Origin of the sequence: Pacificoceanicola niger (assembly GCF_048553275.1) — a bacterium.
GTDB lineage: Bacteria > Pseudomonadota > Alphaproteobacteria > Rhodobacterales > Rhodobacteraceae > Pacificoceanicola.
The window spans coordinates 1-21,690 of sequence record NZ_JBLZMW010000023.1 but is presented as its reverse complement, the minus strand read 5'-3'; the positions used below and the strand labels follow the sequence as shown (position 1 = coordinate 21,690).

The following is a 21,690-nucleotide window of genomic DNA, read 5'->3' as shown; positions in this document are numbered from 1 at the left end:
TGCCTCGTTATTTGGCCCAGGGGCCGACACTGGAGAAAAGGCCGATGGTCTCAAGAGCGTCGCGCATCTGCTCCTGACCCACCTCGAAGGAGAAGCGCAGCGCCGCGAGATCGCGGGCATTGCTCACCAGCTTGTCCCACAGCGCGGCGTCGTCATAGAGCTGCACGATCGCCTCTTCCCACTCGTCGGGGGTCTTGGCGATCAGGCAGTCACGGCCATGCAGCAGGCCGATGCCCTCGGCGGCCAGCGGGCTGAGCACGCAGGGAATGCCATGGGCCAGCGCGCTCAGCACCTTGCCCTTGATCCCGGCGCCCGAGAGCAGCGGCGCGACAAAGACCATATGCCGGTTGTAGGCGTCCTCGATCTCTTCGACGAAGCCGATGGGATCGACGTTCGGCGCGGCCAGCGCCTTGACCTTGTCGTTCATCCGCGAGCCGTAGATCGCAAGCTCGATTTCCGGGCGCGAATTGGCCAGCCGCGACATCACCGATTTGGTGAACCACTCGACGCCCTCGACGTTCGGGTGGTGCTGAAAGCCGCCAAGGAAGGACAGCCCGACGCGGCCCTTGCGCGGCGGGGTCGTCTCCGGCAGGTCCAGAACCCAGGGGCAGGGGAGAACCTTGATCGCGCCTTCGGACTGCGCCTCGATCACCGAATGCTCCATCTCGTTGTAGGAGAGCACCGCATCGACGCTGCGCATGGCGGCGAATTCCTCGGATTGCACGGCCCGCGCCGCCTCCTTCTGGTTTTCGTCGCCCTCGGCCACGGCCTTGCGCAGCAGGCGCAGGTAATGCAGATCGGCGTTGTTCATCAGAACCGGCGCCTGCGGATTGGCGGCGCGGATCTGCGGCACCACCGAGTTCACCACGTGATAGCGGGTGATGTAGAAGGCGTCGAACTCCGCGCCGCGCTCGGCGAGGAACTCGTCGATCGAGCGGTAGAAGGGCGAGAGGATGACCTCGACGCCCATGTTCTGCAGCGCTTCGGTGTAGTTGCCCAGGTGCGCGAGGTTCTCGGGCAGGAAAGTCACCTTGTAGCCCAGCGATTGCACCAGCCGGATTTCCTGCAGCGCGGCATAGCTGCCGGCGCTCTGGTCGGGGGTCGGCGTGGTGTAATCGACAAAGAGGACACGGCCCGCGATGCCGCGGTCCTTCTCCAGATCCGGCGCGGTGCCGACCTTGGAGAAATTGGCATAGGCCGCGGCCCAGCGGCGCTTGAACTTCGGCCGGTTGACCTCCTGGAAGCGTTTGAAGCCGGAGGCGGTGCTGGTGCCGCTGGTCATGCCTTCGTAGTGATAGACGATCGACGAGGGGATGAACCAGGTGGTGTAACCCGCATCGCGCACCTTGAACGACAGGTCCGTGTCCTCGAAATACATCGGCTCGAGGTAGGAGGACAGCCCGCCGACCTCCTCCCAGATCTCGCGGGTGGTCATGACAGCGGCGCCCGAGAGGTAATCGGCCTGGCGCGCATAGCTGAAACGCGGCTCGTTCGGGTTCTGGCGGTTGCCGTAGTTCCACGGATCGCCTGACCCCCAGATGATGCCGCCCGCGTCCTGCAGGGTGCCGTCCGGGTAGAGCAGCTTGGAGCCGACGAGGCCGACGTTCGGGAAGCGGTCAAACCCGTCGATCAACGCATCGAGCCAGCCGGTGGTCGGCTCGGTGTCGTTGTTGAGCAGCACGACATATTTGCCCCTGGCCTGCGCCACCCCGGCGTTGCAGGCGCGGATGAAGCGCATCGGCTCTTCGTTGTGGATCACGGTGATGCCGCTGACCAGCTCTTCGAGGGTGGCGGTCTCGTCGGTGGAGGCGTCATCGACGAGGATCACCTCGAAGCTGGCCTTGTTCCAGGCCAGCAGCAGCGCGCAGAGCCCGGCATAGGTGACCTTTACCTTGTTGTGCGCGGGGATGACGATGCTGACGTCCGGGTTTTTCACCTCGGGGAAGCTCAGGGGCTTGAGCTTGAGCTTTTCGTGCCCCGCTTCGAGCGCTTCGAGCGCCATGGACAGCTGGGCCATCTGATCGTTCGGTGTGCCCGCCTTCATATGGGCGCGCAGCGCCTTGAAGCGCAGCGGCGACTGCGGGAAGAGATCGCTGCCGATGGCCTTGGCACCCTCGTGCTGCAGCACCGCCACCGGGGTCAGCTGCCGCGGCGGCAGGAACCAGTTGGCCCAGTAGATGCGGTTGCCCGACGGGTCGCGCAGCTCCAGCCAGCTGTGCTGACCGGTGAGCCAGGTTTGCGGGATGCGCACCATGTTGTTGCCATCCTCGAGCCGGATCGGGAAGGCGGGCGTGCCATTGACCCAGGCCACGGCCTTGACCGGGCCGTTGGAATGGAACTCCAGGACATGGCCCCAATCCTTGTGGATGTGCACCCCCACCACGTGGCCGGGCAACAGCACGATCTGCGCGCCGTCCACCCGCAGCACGATATCGTCGCCGGGGTCCAGTTTGGCGATATCGAGATCGGCGCGATACCATTGGGCCGTGCCGGTGGTGTCATTGTCCAGATGCAGGCTGATCGGGGCCTTGAGGCCGGAGGCTCCGGCGCGGGTCAGGCAGGGACGCGCCACGAAGAAAACGTGCGGGTCGCCACTGACGGTGCTGTCGCCGCCGGTATAGTCGATTTCCAGTTTCAGGGTCTGTTCGGTGCGGCGGGCGGGCAGGCGCATCTGCACCGACTGGTAACCTGCGGCAATGGCCCCGCCATGCGCGCTGCGGTCGAAATTGACCCGGCCCGACCAGACGCTGTTGCCATCCGCGTCCTCGAGCCACAGCACCAGCGCGCCGCGCGCCCGATGACAGGCCAGCTCGGCCATGAAAACCACGTCGCCATCCGCCGGGCTCAGCGACATCTCGCCCCCGAGCGCCACCGCCTGTGATCCCAGTTGCGGGTCGAGCACCACGCGCAGGGTGTTCCAGCCGGTCACCTGCCATTCGTCGAGATCGTTGAATTTCTGATCGCCTGCCGCCTCCGGCGCGGCGGCGAGCGGAAAGCTGCGGCTCATGTCTTCGAGCGTCGGCACCGGATCGGCCGGAGCAAAGGACACCTCGGTGCGGCCACTGACAAGATGGGGCCCGGAAGACAGGAAATCCGGACCCGCCTTGGCGAAAACCGTACCCCCTGCAAAGGAGATTTCGCACAGGTTGGTCTTGGCAGACTTCGTTTTAAACATCTGGGGGGTATCCATGAGAAACTTAGTTGATGGTTTGGTGCTGTCGGCGGGCTCTGCCGATACAAAGGAGGTCTTCTTACGATCCTGCAGCCGGGCATGCAAAGTCAGGATATCCGCCTGCATCGCCTCCGGAAGCTGCGCAAGAAAGGATTTCATGTGCTGCGCGGCCACGCCGCCATGATAGCCCCGGCTTTCGGGATGCGTCACACAGTGTTTCGTGTCACGCACCGCATGCTGTCCGCCCTGCCGGGCATAGGCGATCGCGACCCAGTCGATGCCCCAGCCGAGGTTGTTGCGCTCGTAGTCGAGCGCGCGCATGCGTTCGGCGATCCGCGGTCCAAAGGCCCAGACCACGCCGTCGGTCTGCGCCACGCGCATCAGATCGCTGCCGGAAAGCGGGCCTTCGGCGACGTCCTTCGTGGGGTAGGGGGTCCAGGTCAGGTCCGGCGCCCAGACGCCGACACCGGGGTGGGCCTCGAAGGCGGCGGCACAATCGCGCACCAGCCCCGGCCAATCGTCATAGGACACATCCGCCTGGATCTGCAGCTGGATCTCGCCGGGCGCCACGATGTTCAGCGCGGCCCGGAACTTGCGCCCGAAGAACCAGCTTTGCGGGACGGGCACCCAGGTGCCGGGGCCGGTCTCGGGGGTGCCCGCGATATTGGAGTAGATGACCGTCATCCTGTCCACGGCGCCCTCAAGCTGCCGGGCAATGTCGAGAGCCTGCTCGTATTGGCCTTCCCAGCTTATGATAACCGCATGGATCGCTGAGGGCATACTCGGCTCTTGGTCTTCGGAGGATCGGGTGCCGGGGCCTGTCGCCCGACAGTTGTGTCTCTACCGCAAACACCCCCGGGTCACAATACGCAGCATCCCCCGATGTGCGGCGGAAAACCCGATCAAGCCCACCGCTACAAAAGAACCGGCGCCATCCACAAGGATGACGCCGGTCTGTGTGCAGGCAAGGACCGTGTGGCTCAACCGATGCCGCCACCGGAGAGGCGCCAATCCGTCCCGTCGCTCCACAGCGGTTTTTGCAATGTGCTGTCATAGATCATGGCCCCGGCACCGGCAGCGGCGGCACTGGGCCGCGACGCGGTGTCATAGGCGCCACAGCGCACGGGCCCGGCCACATCCAGCATGGAGCCGGGGTTCGTGGTGCCGATGCCGACCTTGCCGTCGGCCTTTATCGTCACCCGGGCCGCGTTGCCCGTGGCGAATTGGATGTCCGACGCCTCGTAATTCCAGAAATAGGCCATGTTCGAAAAGCCGAACCAGAAGCCGTCAGTGGCGCCGGCGCCGCTGGTGTCATTGGTCATCTGGAGCGCTGCGCCCGTGCTGCCGGGACGGTGGATGTGCAGCGGATAATTGGGGGCGTTCGTGCCGAAGCCGAGAAAGCCGGTGGTCCCGTCGATCACCATGGCCTCGGTCCAGGCGGTGCCATCGGCGGAAACCTTCACCGAGAAATCGTCCGATCCGGCGGTGCCCATCTCGGCCCGCCCCGACCAGCCGGTCTGGAACAGCAGGCTGGCAGTGTCGGCGTCTGTGGCCTTGTTGACCTTGAGCTGATGGCCCATGCCCGCATGGCTCAGCAGGCTGGCGTCGGAGGCCACGGCAAGGCGGTTGCTGCTATCATGGGTCGTGCCGATCCCGATGCCGTCGAGATTGTCGAACGACGGGGTGCCACCGCCACCGCCTGTGCCGGTGCTCAGCGCGGACCATGTTCCGGCGGAATAGAGCCGCAATCCGCCTGCGGCCTTGTCCGTGGCGAGCCAGCCATCGGCCGGGGTGACGAAACTCCAGGTGTCATCCACCCAGGCCGCCAGCGCGCCCGCATGGCCGTCCCATGCGCCGGACGGGGCCGGGCCAAGCGCCCAGACGCCGCCGGAAATCGGTGTGACCGGCGGGGTGCTGGCATCGAATTCTTCAATTGCCAGTTGCACCACAATATCGAGCCGCTCCAGCGCGGCATTGTGGGTGACATGCTTCTGCGCCTGTGCGGGCAGCAGGTAGGGCAGGGAAAGTCGTGCGGAAATGTCCATGATATACAGCTCCTGATCAGGGTCGCGCACAGAATTGTCGTGATTTCTTGACAGGGTCCAAACCCACCGTGCGGTGCCCCCCTTGGCAGGCCGCCACAACCGCAAAGCGTCCGGTCTTCGCGGTGGCCGGGCGCCGCGCCGCCTCCGATGTCCCGGTCGGCCTGCATTGACACCGGGTAGGATCGCTGGCTCTTTGCAGTGGCAGGGGCGCCTTTTGAAGCGGGCGGCGACCGCATGAGACAGTATCCGGGAGCCGGGCAATGAACGCACGAACGAACACCACGATCGAAGAACAGAAACAACGCGTTATGACGGCGCTTGATGCGGTGCGACAGGAGGTGAAAGCCTACAGGCAACTGGCCAAAAGCCCGCCCACCTTCCTGAAGGACGGCATTCCGGAGCGCCTGCGGGCCGATGCGCTCACTGGCGCGGCGCTCTATCCGGACCGCTTTGCCATGATCAAGGCGCTGGTCTCGGGCGGTGTCGGCGCCGAGGTCGGCGTGCAACAGGCGATCTTCTCGCGGTTTCTGCTCGACGAGATCGGGCCCGAAACGCTGTACCTGCTCGACATGACCGCCAAGGATTTCCGCCCCGACGTGATGGACGATCCACGCACCAAGGCGCTGATCGGCGACAGCTCCAGCAACCTCGCGACCCTGCCCGACCAGAGCCTCGACTGGATCTATGTCGATGGCGATCACCGCATGACCGGGGTGCAAAAGGACACCGATGTCGCCCGCCAGAAGATCAAACCCGGCGGCGTGCTGATCTTCAACGATTATACCCCGTGGTCGGTGGCCGAGGTCATGCCCTACGGGGTGATGCCGGTGGTCAACGCCTTGGTGAACGAAGGCTACCCCGTCCTCGGCCTCGCCATCGCCCCGCATGGCTACTACGACATTGCCGTGCGCTACGCGCCGTTGTGATACAGCTCATCTGCATAGCCCCCGGGGGCGCCAAGATCCCGTAAAGGGCGGAGAGGACGTTTTGCCGGGGGCATTTGTCCCTGACTTGTCCTGATGAGACAGCGGAAAGGCACGAAGGGACAAATGCGACCGTTTCGGCGCAGAGGTCTGGCAGGCGGTTTATGTCCGGAGTGCGGGACGGAGCTGCCGTCAGCCAAGTCGCTTTGAATGACCGGTTTCGTTACTATGCTATCATTGAGCGTATGCATGACGCGACATTTCGGGCATCCACGACGGCCTCACGAACAAGCCAGTCAAAGTGGCCCGAGAGAGACTTGACGCGCTCGATCTCACGAAAGGCAAGATAGCATTGCCCGACATAAATCACTGCCAGATTTGGGCCAAAAATAGTGATGGGCGCGCTAAATACCTGATGCGCGTCAAATAGGAATATGCGCAATCTCGGAAACATCTGATCGCATTGATCGGCGATAAATTCCAGTTGTTCGTATCGGATACCTTCACTCACACCCTTGTAGTAGGACGTTCCTGCTGCACATGCTTCCATTTCGTGAATGGGTATGGCAATTTCATAGTCGGAAACACCCGACGACAACCACGCAAGCTGATCCCGCATCGCGTTAAATGCTTCTGGCAAGCGGCGCTCAGGCACAGGCGCATATTCCCATTCCAACATGCGGCTTGTCTTGAGAATATCCGGTAATGTCGCTGGCACATGGCGCACCTTGTAACCTGCCGCCTCATGGTGCCATGCAAGCAGTTGCGCGTCCGCCGAGGTGCGCTCCGCAGGACTAAGTGAGAGTGCCGCTGCCACAATATCGCCGGGTGTTTCTGGTCTATTCGTCAAGCCAAGGAGCCAGTCAGTGCTGACCCCCAAGGCCACTGCGACATCGGCGGCCAATTGCGCATTTGGCAGTCGGGGATGGTCGTCCTTAAGAAGCTGACCAATGGTTGACCGGTCCACATTTGTTACTCTGGATAGCGCACTTCTGGTCATGCCAGCGTGCGACATTGCTTCTTGTAGACGATTTCGAAACAAGTCAGCCCGAACACGTTTGTCCATTAAGGTCCACTCTGTAGATTAAAATCACCAAAGCAGCATTCAAGCAGCAAATTTACATAATGTCCACGCAAGCATTTACCAGATAGGCCAATGGGAACCTTGCCTCGCGTGGAGATAGACCCAATGGACAGCAAAATCAGACTTTTCGCCAAGGCTGTCACATGGCAAGTCGCAGGGTTCTTCTCAATGATGCTGATTGGGTTCCTTTTTACAGGTTCAGTAACAGCAAGTGGTGGCATTGCTTTGGCCGGAACCTTCACAGGGTTCGTCGCATATTTTGTGCACGAAATAGCCTGGTCACATGTGGCGTGGGGGCGTGGCATGGTTGCTGTTGCCACGCATTTGGAAGCCAGCAAAAAGACTTAGAAAGAGGCGCCCAAAGTAAATCCGGCTCTCGAACAAAGCAGCCATTCTTTGGCGTTGCGGCACTAGTTACTTTGGGCTCTCTACAGACCTTCTCCGCACCGCAGGATATGCCAAACCTCAGGCGTTTTTGCCCCATCCCTCACCCAAACCGTTCCACCAACCCCCGTGACGCATCCAAAGCGGCCCGGATCGTCACGTCCATGTCCATGTAGGCATAGCGCCCGAGCCGGCCGAGGAAGGTGACGCTCTCCTCCGCCTGGGCCAGACGCTCGTAGCGCTCCAGCATGGCCATCTCGCCGGTCAGGCGGATGGGGTAGTAGGGGATGTCGCCCGCCTCGCAGGCGCGGGAGAATTCGCGGTACAAAACCGTGCCGTCGTGTGTCTCCCACGGGGCGAAATGCTTGTGTTCGGTGATGCGGGTGAAGGGCACGTCCGGATCGCCATAGTTCATCACCGCGCAGCCCTGCCAGTCGCCCGTGCCGGTGAAGCGCTCGAAATCCAGCGTGCGATAGCCAAGCGCGCCGAACCGGCCGCCGTAATAGGCATCCAGTGGCCCGGTCCAGATCAGGTGATCGCCGCGCCCCGCCGTGTCCGCATCCATCGCCGAGCCAAGGTGCACATCGATGTTCGGATGGTCGAGAATGCCCTCCACCAGCGGCGTATAGCCGTCCTCCGGCATGCCCTGAAACGGGTGTGCGAAATAGTTGTCGTTGTAATCGAAGCGCAGCGGCAGGCGTTTGAGGATGGCGGCGGGCAGGGCACTTGGGCTCAGGCCCCACTGCTTTTCCGTATAGCCCTTGAAGAAGGCCTCGTAGAGCCGCGGCCCGACAAAGCGCAGCGCCTGCTCCTCGAAACTCTGCGGGTCCGTGATGCTCCGATCCGCCTCGTGTTCCTCGATGAACTTCCGCGCCTCCTCGGGGCGGAAGGTCTTGCCGAAGAACTGGTTGATGGTGTGCAGCCCGATGGGCATGGCATAGACCGCGCCCTGCACCGTGGTCTTGACCTGGTGGCGGTAGGGGCGGAAGCGGGTGAAGCGATTGACGTACTCCCAAACCTCCGCATCGCCGGTGTGAAAGATGTGCGGCCCGTAGACATGCACCATGACACCGGTCTCGGGGCAGCGCTCGGTGTGGCAGTTCCCGGCGACATGGGCCCGGCTGTCGTGGATCGTCACATGATGCCCCGCCTCGGCCAGTGTCCGGCCTGCGACAGCCCCCGAAAGCCCCGCTCCGACGATGGTGATCTGCATGTGGTCCTGCCCGGCTGTCCAAAGTTCGGGGCACCCTAGAGCGGGAGACGACAAGGGGAAACCGGTTTTCGTCTTGCGCTCCCGCAGGGCGCGCAAGGCGGCGGACGAAACCTGGCGCGAAAGACAGGGGGGCCGTCATCCGCGCGCAGGCGGCGCAAGGGAAGGTCGGCTCAGTGCCGCTTTACCGACTGCAGAAAAGCCTGCCCTGCTCCGATCACGCGGTCTGGGTTTTGCGCTTGCGGCCTGCGAACCCTGCTCCGGCGAACGCGGTCAGCAAAAGCAGCGCCGATGCGGGTAGCGGCACGGCGGCGATGGTCGTTGTAACGTCAAACCGGAACCCTGCGCCATTCACGGAGTCCGTCCAGTCAAACCGCAGTTGCTGCACCGGGTACATGCCATTGAAGACGGTGGTCAACTGATCTACGCCTGCTGCAGAAACAATCGTGTTGAGTGCCAGACCATCGATCCAACTCATGCTGAGATCGGTGAAACTGCTGTTTATGGTCGCTTCCGTCACGGCTGCGTTGGCGACGGCTTCCTGCGTGGCACCGGAGGTGAAGAAATCCAGAATATAACTTCCGGCGCCGTCACCGCTGGACGTGACAATCCCGGTAAACAGGGTATCGCTCGTCACATCGTAGGGGCCACCGCCTTCGGCTGCAATTGTTGCAGCAGAGACGCCGAGCGGTGCGATGATCGCTGCGAGCGTGAATAATGCAATTTTGTGCATGATATGTCCTTACAAAGGAGAGGTGCAAAACACACCGTCCCTCTGCTGTTAGTCGCCGATCATCCACTTCCGACTGATGTAGGTTAGGGCGCTGTCATTTTCAGACCGCCCCTGTCTTGCCAATGTCTGTCTGACGCGCTGGAGCGTGTGCCCGTGCGGACCGTCGCCCCCCTTTCCATCGGACCTGCGAAACGTCACCAAACTCCGCTGCGTTTTCGCCAGCTTCCGGTGAATGCTTTGCGGCTGATGGCTCAAGGCTCGCTCAATCATGATGCCGATGTCTTGGACCCTGTCCGCCGGATCGCTTTCGCTTATCCCGAAAAGAGCCGGGACAGGTTCTGTGTCAAGGCGGCCAAGCCCTTGCGGTGCAGAGTGCGGTGATGGATCTTCTTGTATGGATAAGGGATCAATCGGCGAAAGCAGGCCAGCCGGCCAAAGGCGCGCCGCCCCTCTCCCGACGGGAGAAAGAGCGCCCCTTGGCCCCGCGCACCAATAGCGACCCTCGGCGTAAATCGTAGCGAAAGGTCGCGACCGGGCCTTGGTATCGTTGAGGCGCTCCAGGGATCGGACCTTTCGCCTTTGCAGCGAAAGCACAGGTTGCCGCGCGTCGCGGACGATCCTGCACGGCGTGGCACCGGGTGGATGACCGAAAGCCCCGCACGGGTCTGAACCGTGATCTCGCGGGCAAACCCCGGCGGAGTTGAAACAAACCCTAAGCAAACTGCCCTGTTTCGCCAGATTTCCGGCGCCCTGCATCCGCTTTCTCCCGGCATTTCTGCCCCGTCATAACAGCCGTGGGGGGCTTGGGATGTATTTGCATTGGGATGGCCGTATCGGTGCCGGGGATCCGTTCCTCGACAACAATCTGAACTCTCTGGAAATCGTGAGCGGGCCTTCGGGCACCTACCTTTATGCCGGAACCGGGCAGGGCGGCGGCATCACCGGCTACACGCTCAGCCCCTCCGGCAGTCTCGCAACAGAGCATGACCGGCTCTATTTCCCCTCGTGGCTGGGCGGTACGGCGGGCGATATTCTCGAATACGGCGTTGTCGATGGCCAGGTGCAGCTGCTGATTGGCGGCGGCGCGCCCAGCGGCATTGGATACCTGCGCGGCTATCAGCTCGGCTCCAATGGTCAGATCAACGGGCTCGACCAGATCGCCGGGCTCACCTCCGGCACCTGGAACATCTCGGATGTGGCGCTGTCGAGCAGCGCCTGGGGCGCGCTCTACGTGGTGGATGCGGCCACCGGTCAGCTGCGCAGCTACGTGCCGAACGCCAGCGGCACGCTGACCCCGAATGGCGCGGCCCATGACCTCGGGGTCGGGGTCACCCTTGAGATCGCAACGGTCGGGGGGCAGGAAATCCTGCTGGCCACAGATCTCTCGCGCGGCGGCCTGCTCAGCTATGCCATCGACAGCATCACCGGGCGGCTGACCCCGGTCGATTACGAGGGCGCGGAAAAGGGCATGGGCATCGCCACCCCCACGGCGCTGGAAACCGTGCAGGCCTTCGGGGCGACCTGGGCCATTCTCGCGGCCGCCGACAGCGCTTCGCTGAGCGTGCTGCGCGTCACTCCGGGCGGCGGGCTTGTCCCCACCGATCACGTGATCGACGGGCTGAACACCCGCTTTGGCGGGGTGCAGGCCCTGGCCGTGGCCGAGGCGGACGGGCAGGTCTTCGTGATCGCGGGCGGCGCCGATGACGGGCTGAGCCTCTTCACGTTGCTGCCGGACGGACGCCTGCTGCACCTCGAAACAATCGAACATGATCTTGGCCTTGGCCTGATGAACGTCACGGCCATCGCTGCGGAGGTCGTCGGCAACGAACTTCAGATCTTTGTCACCAGCGGCACCGATGACGGCATCACCCAACTGTCGGTTCCGCTGTCGAACCTGGGCGCGGTGGTCCGCGACACCGGCGCCGGCAGCACACGGCTCAACGGCACCGGCGGCGATGATCTTCTGGTCGCCGGAGAGACCGGGCACGACACGCTCTATGGCTATGGCGGCAAGGATATCCTCGTGGCCGGGGCCGGGGGCGCGACCCTCCACGGCGGCGGCGGCGCGGATATCTTCGTGATCTCCGAGGACGACGCCCCGCAGCGTGTGCGGGTCATGGATTTCACCCCGGGCGTGGACAGTCTCGATCTGTCCGGCATCGGCATGCTGCGCTCGACCGCGCAGCTGACCTTCACCACAACCGGCTGGGGGGCCCTGATCACGATCCGGGACACCACCATCGAACTGCGCTCTGCCAATGGCGGCCCGCTCACCGAACAGCAGGTGTTCCCCGATGGCTTCACCTGGGCCGATCACATCATGCCCTCGCCCGCGCCACAGGGCATGATGCTCTCCGGGAGCGGCGCCAACGATGTCCTGAACGGCACCTTCCTTGGCGATACGATCATCGGCGACGCCGGCGACGACAGCCTGTGCGGGGAGGGCGGGGCGGACCAGATCTGGTCCGGCAACGGCAATGACACGGTGCGTGGCGGTGACGACGATGACACCGTCGGCGCGGGCACCGGGAATGACATGATCTGGGGCGAGGGCGGCAATGATGAGCTTTGGGGCGACGCTGGGCGCGATCGCATCTGGGGCGGCTTCGGCAACGATGTGCTGGGCGGCGGCGCGGACAATGACACCCTCTACGGCGACGATGGCATGGACAAGGTCTGGGGCGACGACGGCGATGATGTCGCCTGGGGCGGAACGGGCGACGACACGGTCGGCGGCGGGACGGGCGACGACAGCCTCTACGGCGAGGACGGCAACGACAAGCTCTGGGGCGGCGCAGGCCAGGACCAGATGATCGGCCATGACGGCGATGACACGATGGCCGGCGGCCCCGGCCATGACCGCATGTTCGGCGAGAACGGCAACGACAGGCTCTGGGGCAACGGCGGCAATGATTCCGGCTGGGGCGGGACGGGCGACGACATCCTCGGCGGCGGCGATGGCAACGATTCCCTCGACGGCGGCCATGGCAACGATTCCCTCGATGGTGGCAATGGCAACGACACGCTGCTTGGTGGGGACGACAATGACACGCTCGATGGCGGTATCGGGGCCGATGTGATCTGGGCCGGCGCGCAGAACGATCTGCTCTCCGGCGGCGCCGGGTATGACACGCTGGGCGGCGGAGCGGGCGATGACACGCTCTGGGGCGGCGGCGGCGACGACAAGCTCTGGGGCGACGACGGCAACGACCTCGGCGGCGGCGGCTGGGGCAACGACACGCTCGGCGGCGGCGGCGGCAACGACACCCTCTGGGGCAGTGCCGGCAATGACAAGCTCTGGGGCGATGCCGGCAATGACGAACTCTACGGCGAGGACGACAATGACACGCTCGCCGGGGGGACGGGCCATGACACCCTCTATGGCGGCAATGGCCGCGATGCGCTCTGGGGCAGTACCGGCAATGACAAGCTCTATGGCGGGGCCGGCAACGATACGCTGGGCGGCGATGGCGGCAACGATACGCTTTATGGCGGCGCCGGGGCGGACACCTTTGCCTTCTACGGCACACACGGCAATGACAGGATCGTGGATTTCGAGGATGGCGTCGACCTGATCAAGATCGGCAGCCCGGGGCTCAACCGCTTCGCACAGCTGGACATGGAGCAGGTCGGGGCGGATGTGGTGCTGCATCTGCCGGGCGGGGACGTCACCCTGATCGACACGCAACTGTCCGAGATGAGCGCCGGGGATTTCTGGTTCGTCTGAGCCCCTCCCGAAACGAAAACGCCGCCCCCCATGGAGCGGCGTTTCCCTTTTCGTCCCCCCGCAGGGGCGGGATCAGTCGGCGATCGTCTCTTCAAGCTGGGTGATACGGGCGGACAGCTCGGCAATCAGCGCCTGCTGCGCGGCGTTGCGTGCGTTCAGCTCCTGAATAGCGGCCAGCGCCACGCCGGAGGTGTCCAGCGTCGAGATGGTGGTGTCGTTGTGGCCCGTCCCGAAGGCGGCATGGAAATCCTGCGCCATCGGACCGATGTGACGCACACCGGCCTGCGCATCATGCTTGTAGGTCCAGCTGCTCAGCGGCAGCGCGGCGACCTTTTCCAGAACCTCGGAGCCATCAATCGGCACGATGGCCATCTTGGCGTTCTTGTCGGAGCTTTGCGAGAGCGTGCCGCCGATGGTCAGGTTGCCCACCGCGTCGAGCGACATGCCGCCCTGCGCGGCAGAGCCGTCGCCTCCCACGCGGAAGGTGCCATCGTGGCCGACAAACATCGCATCATCGCCATCGCTGTCACTGCGGGAAATGATGAACCGGCCGGCCGCGGCATTCTCATGGGTAAAGAACCAGCTTTTGCTGGTCGCGGTGTTCTCCATGGTGATGAAGGAGCCGCCTTCGTTCGTCATGGTCAGCAGGCCGCGGACGCCCGGCGTGCCGGTTGTATCTGCGAGGAGGAGAGACTGCATTTCACCCGACCCCACGACATCCAGCCGCGCGCTCGGAGACGCCGTCCCGAGGCCGATATCCCCATCTGTATCGATGTAGAGCGCGTTCTGCGGCGCGCTGGGGCGAATTCGGAACGGCAAGTTCGAACCATTGGTGGCATCGCGCACAAAGAAGTTCGTCTCGTTGCCCGCCACATCCCAGGTTTGCGGAGTAAAGCCCGAAGAGCCGCTTTGTTCCAGACGCATCGTCGGGCTGTCGCCATTCACGACGTGCAGTTCGACCACCGGCGAGCCGGTCCCGAGACCGACCCGGCCGCCATCATCGACATAAATCGAGGCGGTCGGCGCGTTGGCCTCGATGGTGAACGGCGTGCGGCCCGCGTCGATATCGTCGATGGAGAACTTATCCTGCCCGCCGTTCGAGCTGTCGTTGAAGGTGATCTGCCAGTCGCGGGTCGGGAAAGCGCCGGAGTTCGAGGTGTCCACCGCCCTGATCCGCAGGTTGTTCTCTTTCAGGCGCAGCGTGTCGAATCCGAAGCTCTCGCCGTTGACGCAGTCCATACCGACACAAATCGACCCATCAACGATAAGATCGTCGGTAATGACCTGATCTGCGGATGCCGCTCCGGCCAGCGCAACCAGGGCCGTCGCCCCGAATGCCACTGTCCGCAGGCGGGAATTACGAATGGCCATGATAAATCTCCTGTTGTATCAATGGGGCTCCTCCCCTTGGATCGGCTATCCCTTGTGATCCGTTCTGGCGCGATCGGACGCGATCACTCAAGATGAAAAAGCGGTCATCATGCATTTCGGAATGCTGCGCGTGGAACGTATCACAATAAACTTTACCCAGATTGTGTCCCCGGGCGCCGATTGACGCAACGTAATACAACAAAGTACCGGGGCATAGCGCTTTTTCCACGATGCAGACCTGCCATGGGAAACGCCGCGCGTGCGCTCTGCACCCGTTGCCCCTGCAGCCCGGTGGAGGTCGGACGGCTCGGATCCGGTATAAGGTTGATTATGTAATGAGACCGCGAAAACACGCTGCCCGATGCGGCGGATGATGGCCCCCGCGATCCCCCCGCAAAGCGCTGCAGCCAGCAGGTCTTTACCTTGTCTGGCCAATGCGGAACAACAGGCCGCATGACCCAAGCCCCGCCCTCCACGACTGCGCCCCCGGCACCCGGCCCCCTGATCTCGGTCATCGTGCCCGTCTACAACGTCGAAGACCATGTTGCCGCCTGCCTCGACAGCCTGCGCCGCCAGACGCTGGAGGACTTCGAGGTTCTGGTGATCGACGATGGCGCCACCGACGCCAGCGCGGCGCGGGCGCGCGCGGCCATGGCCGGCGATCCGCGCTTTCACCTCATTCAACAGGAGAACCGCGGTCTGTCCGGGGCCCGGAACACCGGGCTGGACCTGGCGCGCGGAACCTTCATCGCCTTTGTCGACAGCGACGACCGCGTCACGCCCGATTACCTGATGCAGCTGTGGCAGACGCTGGACGCAAGCCGCGCCGACTGGGTCGCCTGTGCCGTGCGCTCGTGCTTCACCGATGAACCAAGCCATGTGCATTCCGCCATCCACGACGCCCCGGACATCGCCGCCCATCCCGTGACCCGGCGCTACGGCCTGACGGATTGGTCCGACGTCATCCGCCATTTCCCGTCCGCCTGGAACAAGCTTTACCGCCGCAGTCTGATCGAGGGGCTGCGCTTCGACGAAGGCACCTGGTTCGAGGATCACACCTTCTTCTATCGCGCCGCCGCCCGCACCGATCACATCCTGCACCTGCCGCAACCTCTGTACCTGCAAACCCGGGGCCGCGCCGGGCAGATCACCACGCGCGACGATGACCGGGTTTTTGAACAGCTCGACGTGCTGCGCGCCATGCGCACGATCATGGATGCGCGCAAGACCGGGGCCGCGCAGGCCTTTTCCCGGATCGCCTCGCGCCTGCTGTTCGAGCGCTCCGGCGCGCTGAAAGACCCCGGTCGCCGCGCCCGGTTTGCCCAGGCCGCCGGGCAGTTTCTGCAAGAACAGGGTCTAATCTACACGCCCGACTGGGACGACGGCATCGCGCGGGCCTGGGCTTTGGAAATGGCCGGGGACCTGCCGCTGAGCGTGGTGCTGCCCTGGGATGGCGAAGATCCGGGCGCGCTTGACGCGACGCTCTCCAGTCTGGCCGATCAAACCGGACCGGGCCACGAAGTGCTGCTGATCAGTGCCGCGCCGCAAGCGAAAGCGCTTGCAAAGCCGCATCCCTCTGTGCGCCTCCTGCCCGCGTCGGGCAAGGATCTGGGCACGGCGCTGCGGACCGGGGCGGAGGCGGCAAAAGGCACCTTCATCGTCTTCCTGCGTCCCGGCGATCGTCTCAAGCCCGCGGCATTGCACGACTGGGTCGAGATCATGCTGCGCACCGGGGCGGACAGCGGCCTGAGCCAGTTCTGGCAAGGCACCGAGGCCGATGCGTTGCCGCACAACGGCTTTGACGACATGCGTCCCCTGCCCGCCGGCACGCCGCTCACGGGTCTGCTCGCCCTGACGCCTGCCGCCGTGCTGGGCATGACGCCGGACCTCTCGGCGCGGATCTTCCGCCGGGCCGCGCTCGCCACGCTTCCCGGCTTTACCAAGGGGCCGCGCCCGCATTGGGCCCTGTGCCTCACCGCGCCTTTGAGCGGTCCCTGCGCCTATATCGCCTGGCCGGGATTGGCGCTGGACCTCTCGCCGACCGGCGCGCGGGCCCGGCAAACCCCCAAAAGCAGCCGCGCGCTGGCCCGGGGCCATGACGCGCTCATCCGCGCCCTGCCCGGCCCGATCAAAGACCGCCTGCCCAAGGGCTGGGAGCGCCGTCTCTACGCCCGCGCGATGCGCGATCAGGTGAGCGCCGCCCTGCCCGCCTCGAAACCGGCCAGGGCGCTGCTGCTCGGCGGGGTCATGGCCGGGGCCGCAACCCGGGGCCTGACCGGCGCGCACCGCGATCCCGCCGGGTTCGATCCCTCCTTTGGTCCCGGACTGGCGCGGCTGATGAACCCCGCCGGCTTCCTGCGCGGCGCTCCGCTCCTGCCGCATGTCTCGGGCCTGTCCGCCGCCGCCACCACAAACGACGCGCCGCAAGACGCCGAAGCGATCCGGGGCGATCATCTGCTCTATGCCTTCCCTCTGCAGGGCAGCGGCCTCTTCCGCTTTCGGGCCGATTTCCACAGCGATCCCTTCGCCAACCTCTCCTTTGTCGCGGAAGACGGCGTCGAAGTGCCCTTCCACCTCTCCCTGCGCCAGAAGGACGGCCTGATCGTTGCCAACGACAGCCGGGCCGATGGCGCATGGCGGGCGGAACGGCAGTACGCCTGTGCCCTGCCCCCGAACGGCGCGGATGTGCGTGTCGAGATCACACCGCCACAGGTCCGCGTCACCGTGGACAAAGAGACCATCCTGACCCTCGGCCCGCGCTCCATCCGCAACCGCGCCGGGCTGGCGGGGCTGGAGCGTATCGCCTGGCTCGCGGTGCAGGGTGGCGTCACCGCTCTCGACATTCTGCCCGCGCCCGCCACCGAGGCGCTGAGCCTCGACCCGCGCCTGCAACTGCGCGGCACGGCGGCCCTGCCCGGCAGCCTGACCGTCGCGCATTCCGGCGAAACCGTCTCTGTTACGGCCCAAAACGGCCCGAATGGCGCGGGCGTCCTCGTCGATCTGCCCGGACGCCACTGGCACGGCCTTGCCTCCGATGCCGCCCTCAGCTTGATTGATGGTGCCGGACAGACGCGCTTTTCCCTCACCCGCGCCGATCTTGCGACACGCATCGACAGGCTGATGACCGCGCCGCCCGGCCCCGCCGACAGCACGCTTGTCCTGAACCTCTTTGACCATGTCCGTCATGCCGCCCTGCATCCGCTGCTGAAGCCCGAGACGCGCGCCGCGCTGCAGACCCTTGCCGAGCCCTACGGCCTGAGCGATTACATCGCCCCTGCCAGCGGCGACGCGCCACCGCCCACCGCCCTCGCCATGCAAGGCACCGACGAGGGCCGCATTGATGTCGCCCTGGCCCGCTTCACCCTCAGCCAGCAGACGACCCCTGCCCCGGACCCGCTTGACGTGGTGCGCGAACTTACGCTGCCCCCCGCCCCGCAGCGCGGCCTCTACATGGCGCTGACCGATGTCTTCTGCCGTGAGGGCGGCGATTTCGAGGGGCTGCATGCGCTGGCCGAAGGGGCGGGCCTCGGCGATCTGCCCCCTCCGGAGGATGTCTGGAGCCTGTCCGCGCGTCTGCCCTATCTGGTCAAGGCGGGCCGCCATGACGAGGCCGCCGCCTGCCTGACCGCCATTGCCTACCCCTCCCCGGGATGGGTGCTGACACCGCCGATCGCCTGGACCCTGCGCCAGGCGGCCCGGGATCCCGTCATGCCCGAAGCCGCGCGCGAGGCGCTGATCCGCGCCTTCCTGCTGTTCCTCACCGAACGCGGCCGCCAATACTGGGAGCGGACGCAGTGCCGGGAACTGACCGCCGCCGCCGTCACGCTCCTGCGCGACCTCGGCCGGGACGATATCCTGAGCCGCGATATCGCGCAAACCTGCCTCGAAACCTATGGCCTCTCGCGCCAGTTCTGGCGGCTTCTGGCCGAACGCTGGCCCGCGGAGCACGCCTTGCCACCGCAAATTGCCACGGCACAGAGCCTGTTTTCGGTCATCGAAGACGGAACCGACGCCGGGGCCGTGGAGGAGGCCCTGCGCTTTTTCGAACGCCTCGGCTGCCCGGACGCGCCGCGCCTGCGGATCGAGCGTCTCGGCCCGGCGGGCCTGCCTTTGACACCCGGACAGGCCCCCGCCGCGTCCGCCCTGCTGCAATCCGCCAAAGCCCCGGAAGAGGCCGCGCTGCGCCACATGGCCTGCCCCGGCAGCGCGCCGGTCGAGGACGCGGTCTCCGATATGGCGGTGCGCGCCTTCCCCGCGCTCTATGCCCCGACCGCCCAGGCGCCTTACGCGGCCTTGCAGCGTGCGCTCGCGCAGCGGCTCGGCGGCCTGCTGTCCGGCGCATCGGAACCGCCGGATTCCGCCACAATAGAGACTGTTTTGCACGGCTGCGCCCGGCTCTGCGGTCCGGACACACAGTTCCTCGGGTTTGGCCTTGCCATGCTGCTGCGCGGGATCGCCCCCCTTGGGGTGAAACAGGCGGTCGACTCCTGGCTCCTGGCACGCCTCGCCGCCCATTGCGAAGACGCGCGCCGCGCGCTGACCCGCGCCCCCGCCGTCCGGGCCGCGCTGGCGCGTCTCGATGCGGACGATCCGCTGGCGCGGCATCTTGGCGGCAAACCGGCGCTGCCCGACCGCCCCGATCTGACCGGCGGCAGCCCGCTCTTTGACACGCTTGTCGTGGTCTTCTCCTGCAAGCCCTACCTCGATACCCGCATCCCGGCGCTGCAATCCGGCTGGCTGTCGCTGCTGGAGGCGCTGAACATCCCCTATATCGTCGTGGTCGGGAATGGCGACGGGCGGCGCGACGGCCCGATCGTCCATCTCGATGCCCCCGACGATTACGAAGGGCTGCCGCAAAAGACCCTCGCCGCGATCCGCTGGGTGCATGACAACACGGCCTTCGGCCATATGCTGAAGATCGACGACGATTGCTTTCTCAACGCACCGCTGTTCTTCGAGGGGCTGACCTACAAAAAGCATGACTATTACGGCCGAAAACTGACCCGTGGCGTCGGACAGATGGACCGCGTCTGGCATCAGGGCAAGTCCGCCTCGGAGCGGGGCAGGCACGAACTGGACCGCTCGCCGGAGCCGTCTTTCTACGCCGATGGCGGGTCGGGTTATGCACTCAGCCGCCGCGCCATGGCCGAGGCGCTGGACGCCGCCCAAAGCCCCGAGGGGCAGCGCCTCATCGGCCTGTCCTTCATGGAAGACAAGATGCTCGGCGATCTTCTGGCGCTGCGCGGTATCCATGTCATTGACGAGGACTATCGCGTCTCCGTCCGCCGTCGCACTTTCGGCAACGCGACCCCCGTCGCCTCCTGGGTCAATTCCTTCTTCCCGGGGCCTTCCGCGCCGCTGCAGCTGATCCACCTCGACACCGAAAAGGACCAGCAATTCGCCCTGGAACGGCTGCACACCCCCGGCCTTTACCCACCAAAGATCTGGCCCAGCTATCAGCCGGTGAAACTGGGCTACCAAAGCAACGCGCTGGAATTGCTGTCATCGCCGCAGAGCATCAACCGCGCCAAGGAGGCAGAGGTCGCCGTGGTCGCGGTGATGCGCAACGAGATGTTCATGCTGCCGCATTTCCTCGCCCATTACCGCGCGCTCGGCGTCACCAGCTTCCTGATCGCCGACAATGCCTCGGACGACGGCACCCGCGAATACCTGCTCGAACAGGACGACGTGGCGCTCTTCTCCGTCGATACCGATTACAAGCTCTCCCATTACGGCGTGGCCTGGCAGCAGGCGATGATCTCGGCCTTCCGCACCGGCAAATGGTCGCTCGTCGCGGATGCGGACGAGCTGCTCGTCTGGCAGGAAAAACAGAGCCAAACCTTGCCGGATCTTCTCAAAACCGATGATTTCAAAGAGGCCGAGGCCGCCCGGATCTTCATGCTCGACATGTATCCCGAAGGGCCGCTCGAAGCGGTGGATTTCACCAGCGGCGATCCCTTTGCCGAGGCGGGGTTTTGCGATGCGCGGCCCTTCCTGACCAACACCCCGGCGCGCGGCCCCTATTCGGACCAGCCGACATGGACCTCCGCCCTGCGGCACCGGCTGATCCCCGGATCGCGCGCGACGCTCTTCGTGGCGCAGAAACTGGCGCTGCTGAAGTATCACCCGTTCATGCGGCTGTCGGACGGGCTGCATTTCGTCGGCGACGCCCGGCTGGCCCGGCGCGAGCTGCTGTTCGCCCATTTCAAATACAACGCCGCCTTCCGCGAGAAGGCCCAAACCGAGGTCACCCGCCGCCAGCACTTCAACGATGCGGAGGAATACCGCAAATATCTCGCCCTCGCCTCCGAAGGGCGCAGCGTGATCCATCATCCGGACCTGTCGGTGCCCTGGACCGACTGCGCCTTTGTCCGGGAGCGGCTGCGCTGACCCCGATCAGTGGGTCAGCCGCTTGCTCATGACCTGCGCCACGCGCGCGGCGTCGAAGGGCTCGCCCAGCTTGTCGAACAGCGGGATCAGGACCGACGGATCCGCGACCAGGTCCTCGTACTGCACATGGTGTGAAATACGCGGATGGTTGCCGGAATAGCGCTGGAACGCCTCATCGGCCCGGCGCAGCTGTGCCGTCACCACATCGGCGGGATGCTCGGCCCACCACTTCGACTGCCTGACATCCTCGGCATTGCGCGAGTTGAACACGAAGAAGGGATTGTGAAACACCCGGCGGCAGAAGGTCATCAGCTGCGGCAGGTTCGGCCCCATCTGCAGATACCGCACCTCCTTGAAGCCGATCCAGCGGGCCTCCTGCGGCGGGCGCAGCACCTGGTTGACGAAAACCTGCGCCAGCCCCTTTTCGTAGCCGTCCACATTCACCTCGGCCATGCCGTGCCAGGGGTGGTCGGGCGGCTGGCGTTCCACGCCATGCTCGCCATGGGCCTTGCGCAGGGCCGTCGCGGACTGGAACAGCCCCTGCAGCGCCCCCCCGTTTTCGCCGCGAATGTGGGCGCCGGGAATGGTTTGCAAAAGGCTCTGCAGCAGCGTCGATCCGGACCGACCGTAGGTGACGATGAACAATGTCCC

General features: G+C 64.9%; 11 protein-coding genes. 4 read left to right on the top strand and 7 right to left on the bottom strand.

Features of this window, described 5'->3' with window-relative positions; all coding sequences use genetic code 11:
- Window positions 1–7: 7 nt before the first annotated feature.
- Together ACN2XU_RS21665 and ACN2XU_RS21660 are read right to left on the bottom strand one after the other, a co-directional pair.
- Window positions 8–3,952: a glycosyltransferase gene (locus ACN2XU_RS21665; protein ID WP_419412439.1), complete on the bottom strand. Its 3,945-nt coding sequence runs from the start codon at window positions 3,950–3,952 to the stop codon at window positions 8–10.
- Between the two features lie 200 nt (window positions 3,953–4,152).
- Window positions 4,153–5,217, bottom strand: coding sequence for a DUF2793 domain-containing protein (locus ACN2XU_RS21660; protein ID WP_419412438.1), 1,065 nt, complete (start codon window positions 5,215–5,217; stop codon window positions 4,153–4,155).
- 260 nt (window positions 5,218–5,477) lie between these two features.
- Between ACN2XU_RS21660 and ACN2XU_RS21655 the strand changes: the two genes are divergently transcribed.
- Window positions 5,478–6,143 carry a class I SAM-dependent methyltransferase gene (locus tag ACN2XU_RS21655; protein WP_419412437.1) on the top strand — a complete coding sequence of 222 codons (666 nt, stop codon included), beginning with the start codon at window positions 5,478–5,480 and terminating at the stop codon, window positions 6,141–6,143.
- Window positions 6,144–6,366: 223 nt separating this feature from the next.
- On the opposite strand, the gene ACN2XU_RS21650 is transcribed toward ACN2XU_RS21655, so the two are convergent.
- Window positions 6,367–7,206, bottom strand: a complete 840-nt coding sequence (locus ACN2XU_RS21650) for a helix-turn-helix domain-containing protein (RefSeq protein ID WP_419412436.1) — start codon at window positions 7,204–7,206, stop codon at window positions 6,367–6,369.
- 123 nt (window positions 7,207–7,329) lie between these two features.
- On the opposite strand from ACN2XU_RS21650, the gene ACN2XU_RS21645 reads away from it, so the two are divergent.
- Window positions 7,330–7,572: a DUF2061 domain-containing protein gene (locus ACN2XU_RS21645; protein ID WP_419412435.1), complete on the top strand. Its 243-nt coding sequence runs from the start codon at window positions 7,330–7,332 to the stop codon at window positions 7,570–7,572.
- Between the two features lie 139 nt (window positions 7,573–7,711).
- Here the strand turns inward: ACN2XU_RS21645 and ACN2XU_RS21640 are convergent, their stop codons facing one another.
- On the bottom strand, window positions 7,712–8,821 hold the full coding sequence (locus ACN2XU_RS21640; protein ID WP_419412434.1) for a UDP-galactopyranose/dTDP-fucopyranose mutase family protein: 1,110 nt from the start codon (window positions 8,819–8,821) through the stop codon (window positions 7,712–7,714).
- Between the two features lie 214 nt (window positions 8,822–9,035).
- Window positions 9,036–9,551, bottom strand: coding sequence for a VPLPA-CTERM sorting domain-containing protein (locus tag ACN2XU_RS21635; protein ID WP_419412433.1), 516 nt, complete (start codon window positions 9,549–9,551; stop codon window positions 9,036–9,038).
- Window positions 9,552–10,359: 808 nt separating this feature from the next.
- Between ACN2XU_RS21635 and ACN2XU_RS21630 the strand changes: the two genes are divergently transcribed.
- Window positions 10,360–13,278, top strand: coding sequence for a calcium-binding protein (locus tag ACN2XU_RS21630; protein WP_419412432.1), 2,919 nt, complete (start codon window positions 10,360–10,362; stop codon window positions 13,276–13,278).
- A gap of 72 nt (window positions 13,279–13,350) precedes the next feature.
- Here ACN2XU_RS21630 and ACN2XU_RS21625 read toward each other — a convergent pair whose 3' ends face one another.
- Window positions 13,351–14,649 (bottom strand): tail fiber domain-containing protein, encoded by a 1,299-nt coding sequence (locus ACN2XU_RS21625; RefSeq protein ID WP_419412431.1) that lies wholly within the window; start codon window positions 14,647–14,649, stop codon window positions 13,351–13,353.
- Window positions 14,650–15,102: 453 nt separating this feature from the next.
- Here ACN2XU_RS21625 and ACN2XU_RS21620 point away from each other — a divergent pair, with 453 nt between their 5' ends.
- Window positions 15,103–21,039, top strand: a complete 5,937-nt coding sequence (locus tag ACN2XU_RS21620; RefSeq protein WP_419412430.1) for a glycosyltransferase — start codon at window positions 15,103–15,105, stop codon at window positions 21,037–21,039.
- A gap of 6 nt (window positions 21,040–21,045) precedes the next feature.
- On the opposite strand, the gene ACN2XU_RS21615 is transcribed toward ACN2XU_RS21620, so the two are convergent.
- Window positions 21,046–21,690, bottom strand: a 645-nt coding sequence (locus ACN2XU_RS21615; protein WP_419412429.1) for a sulfotransferase, incomplete at its 5' end; no start/stop codon positions are given.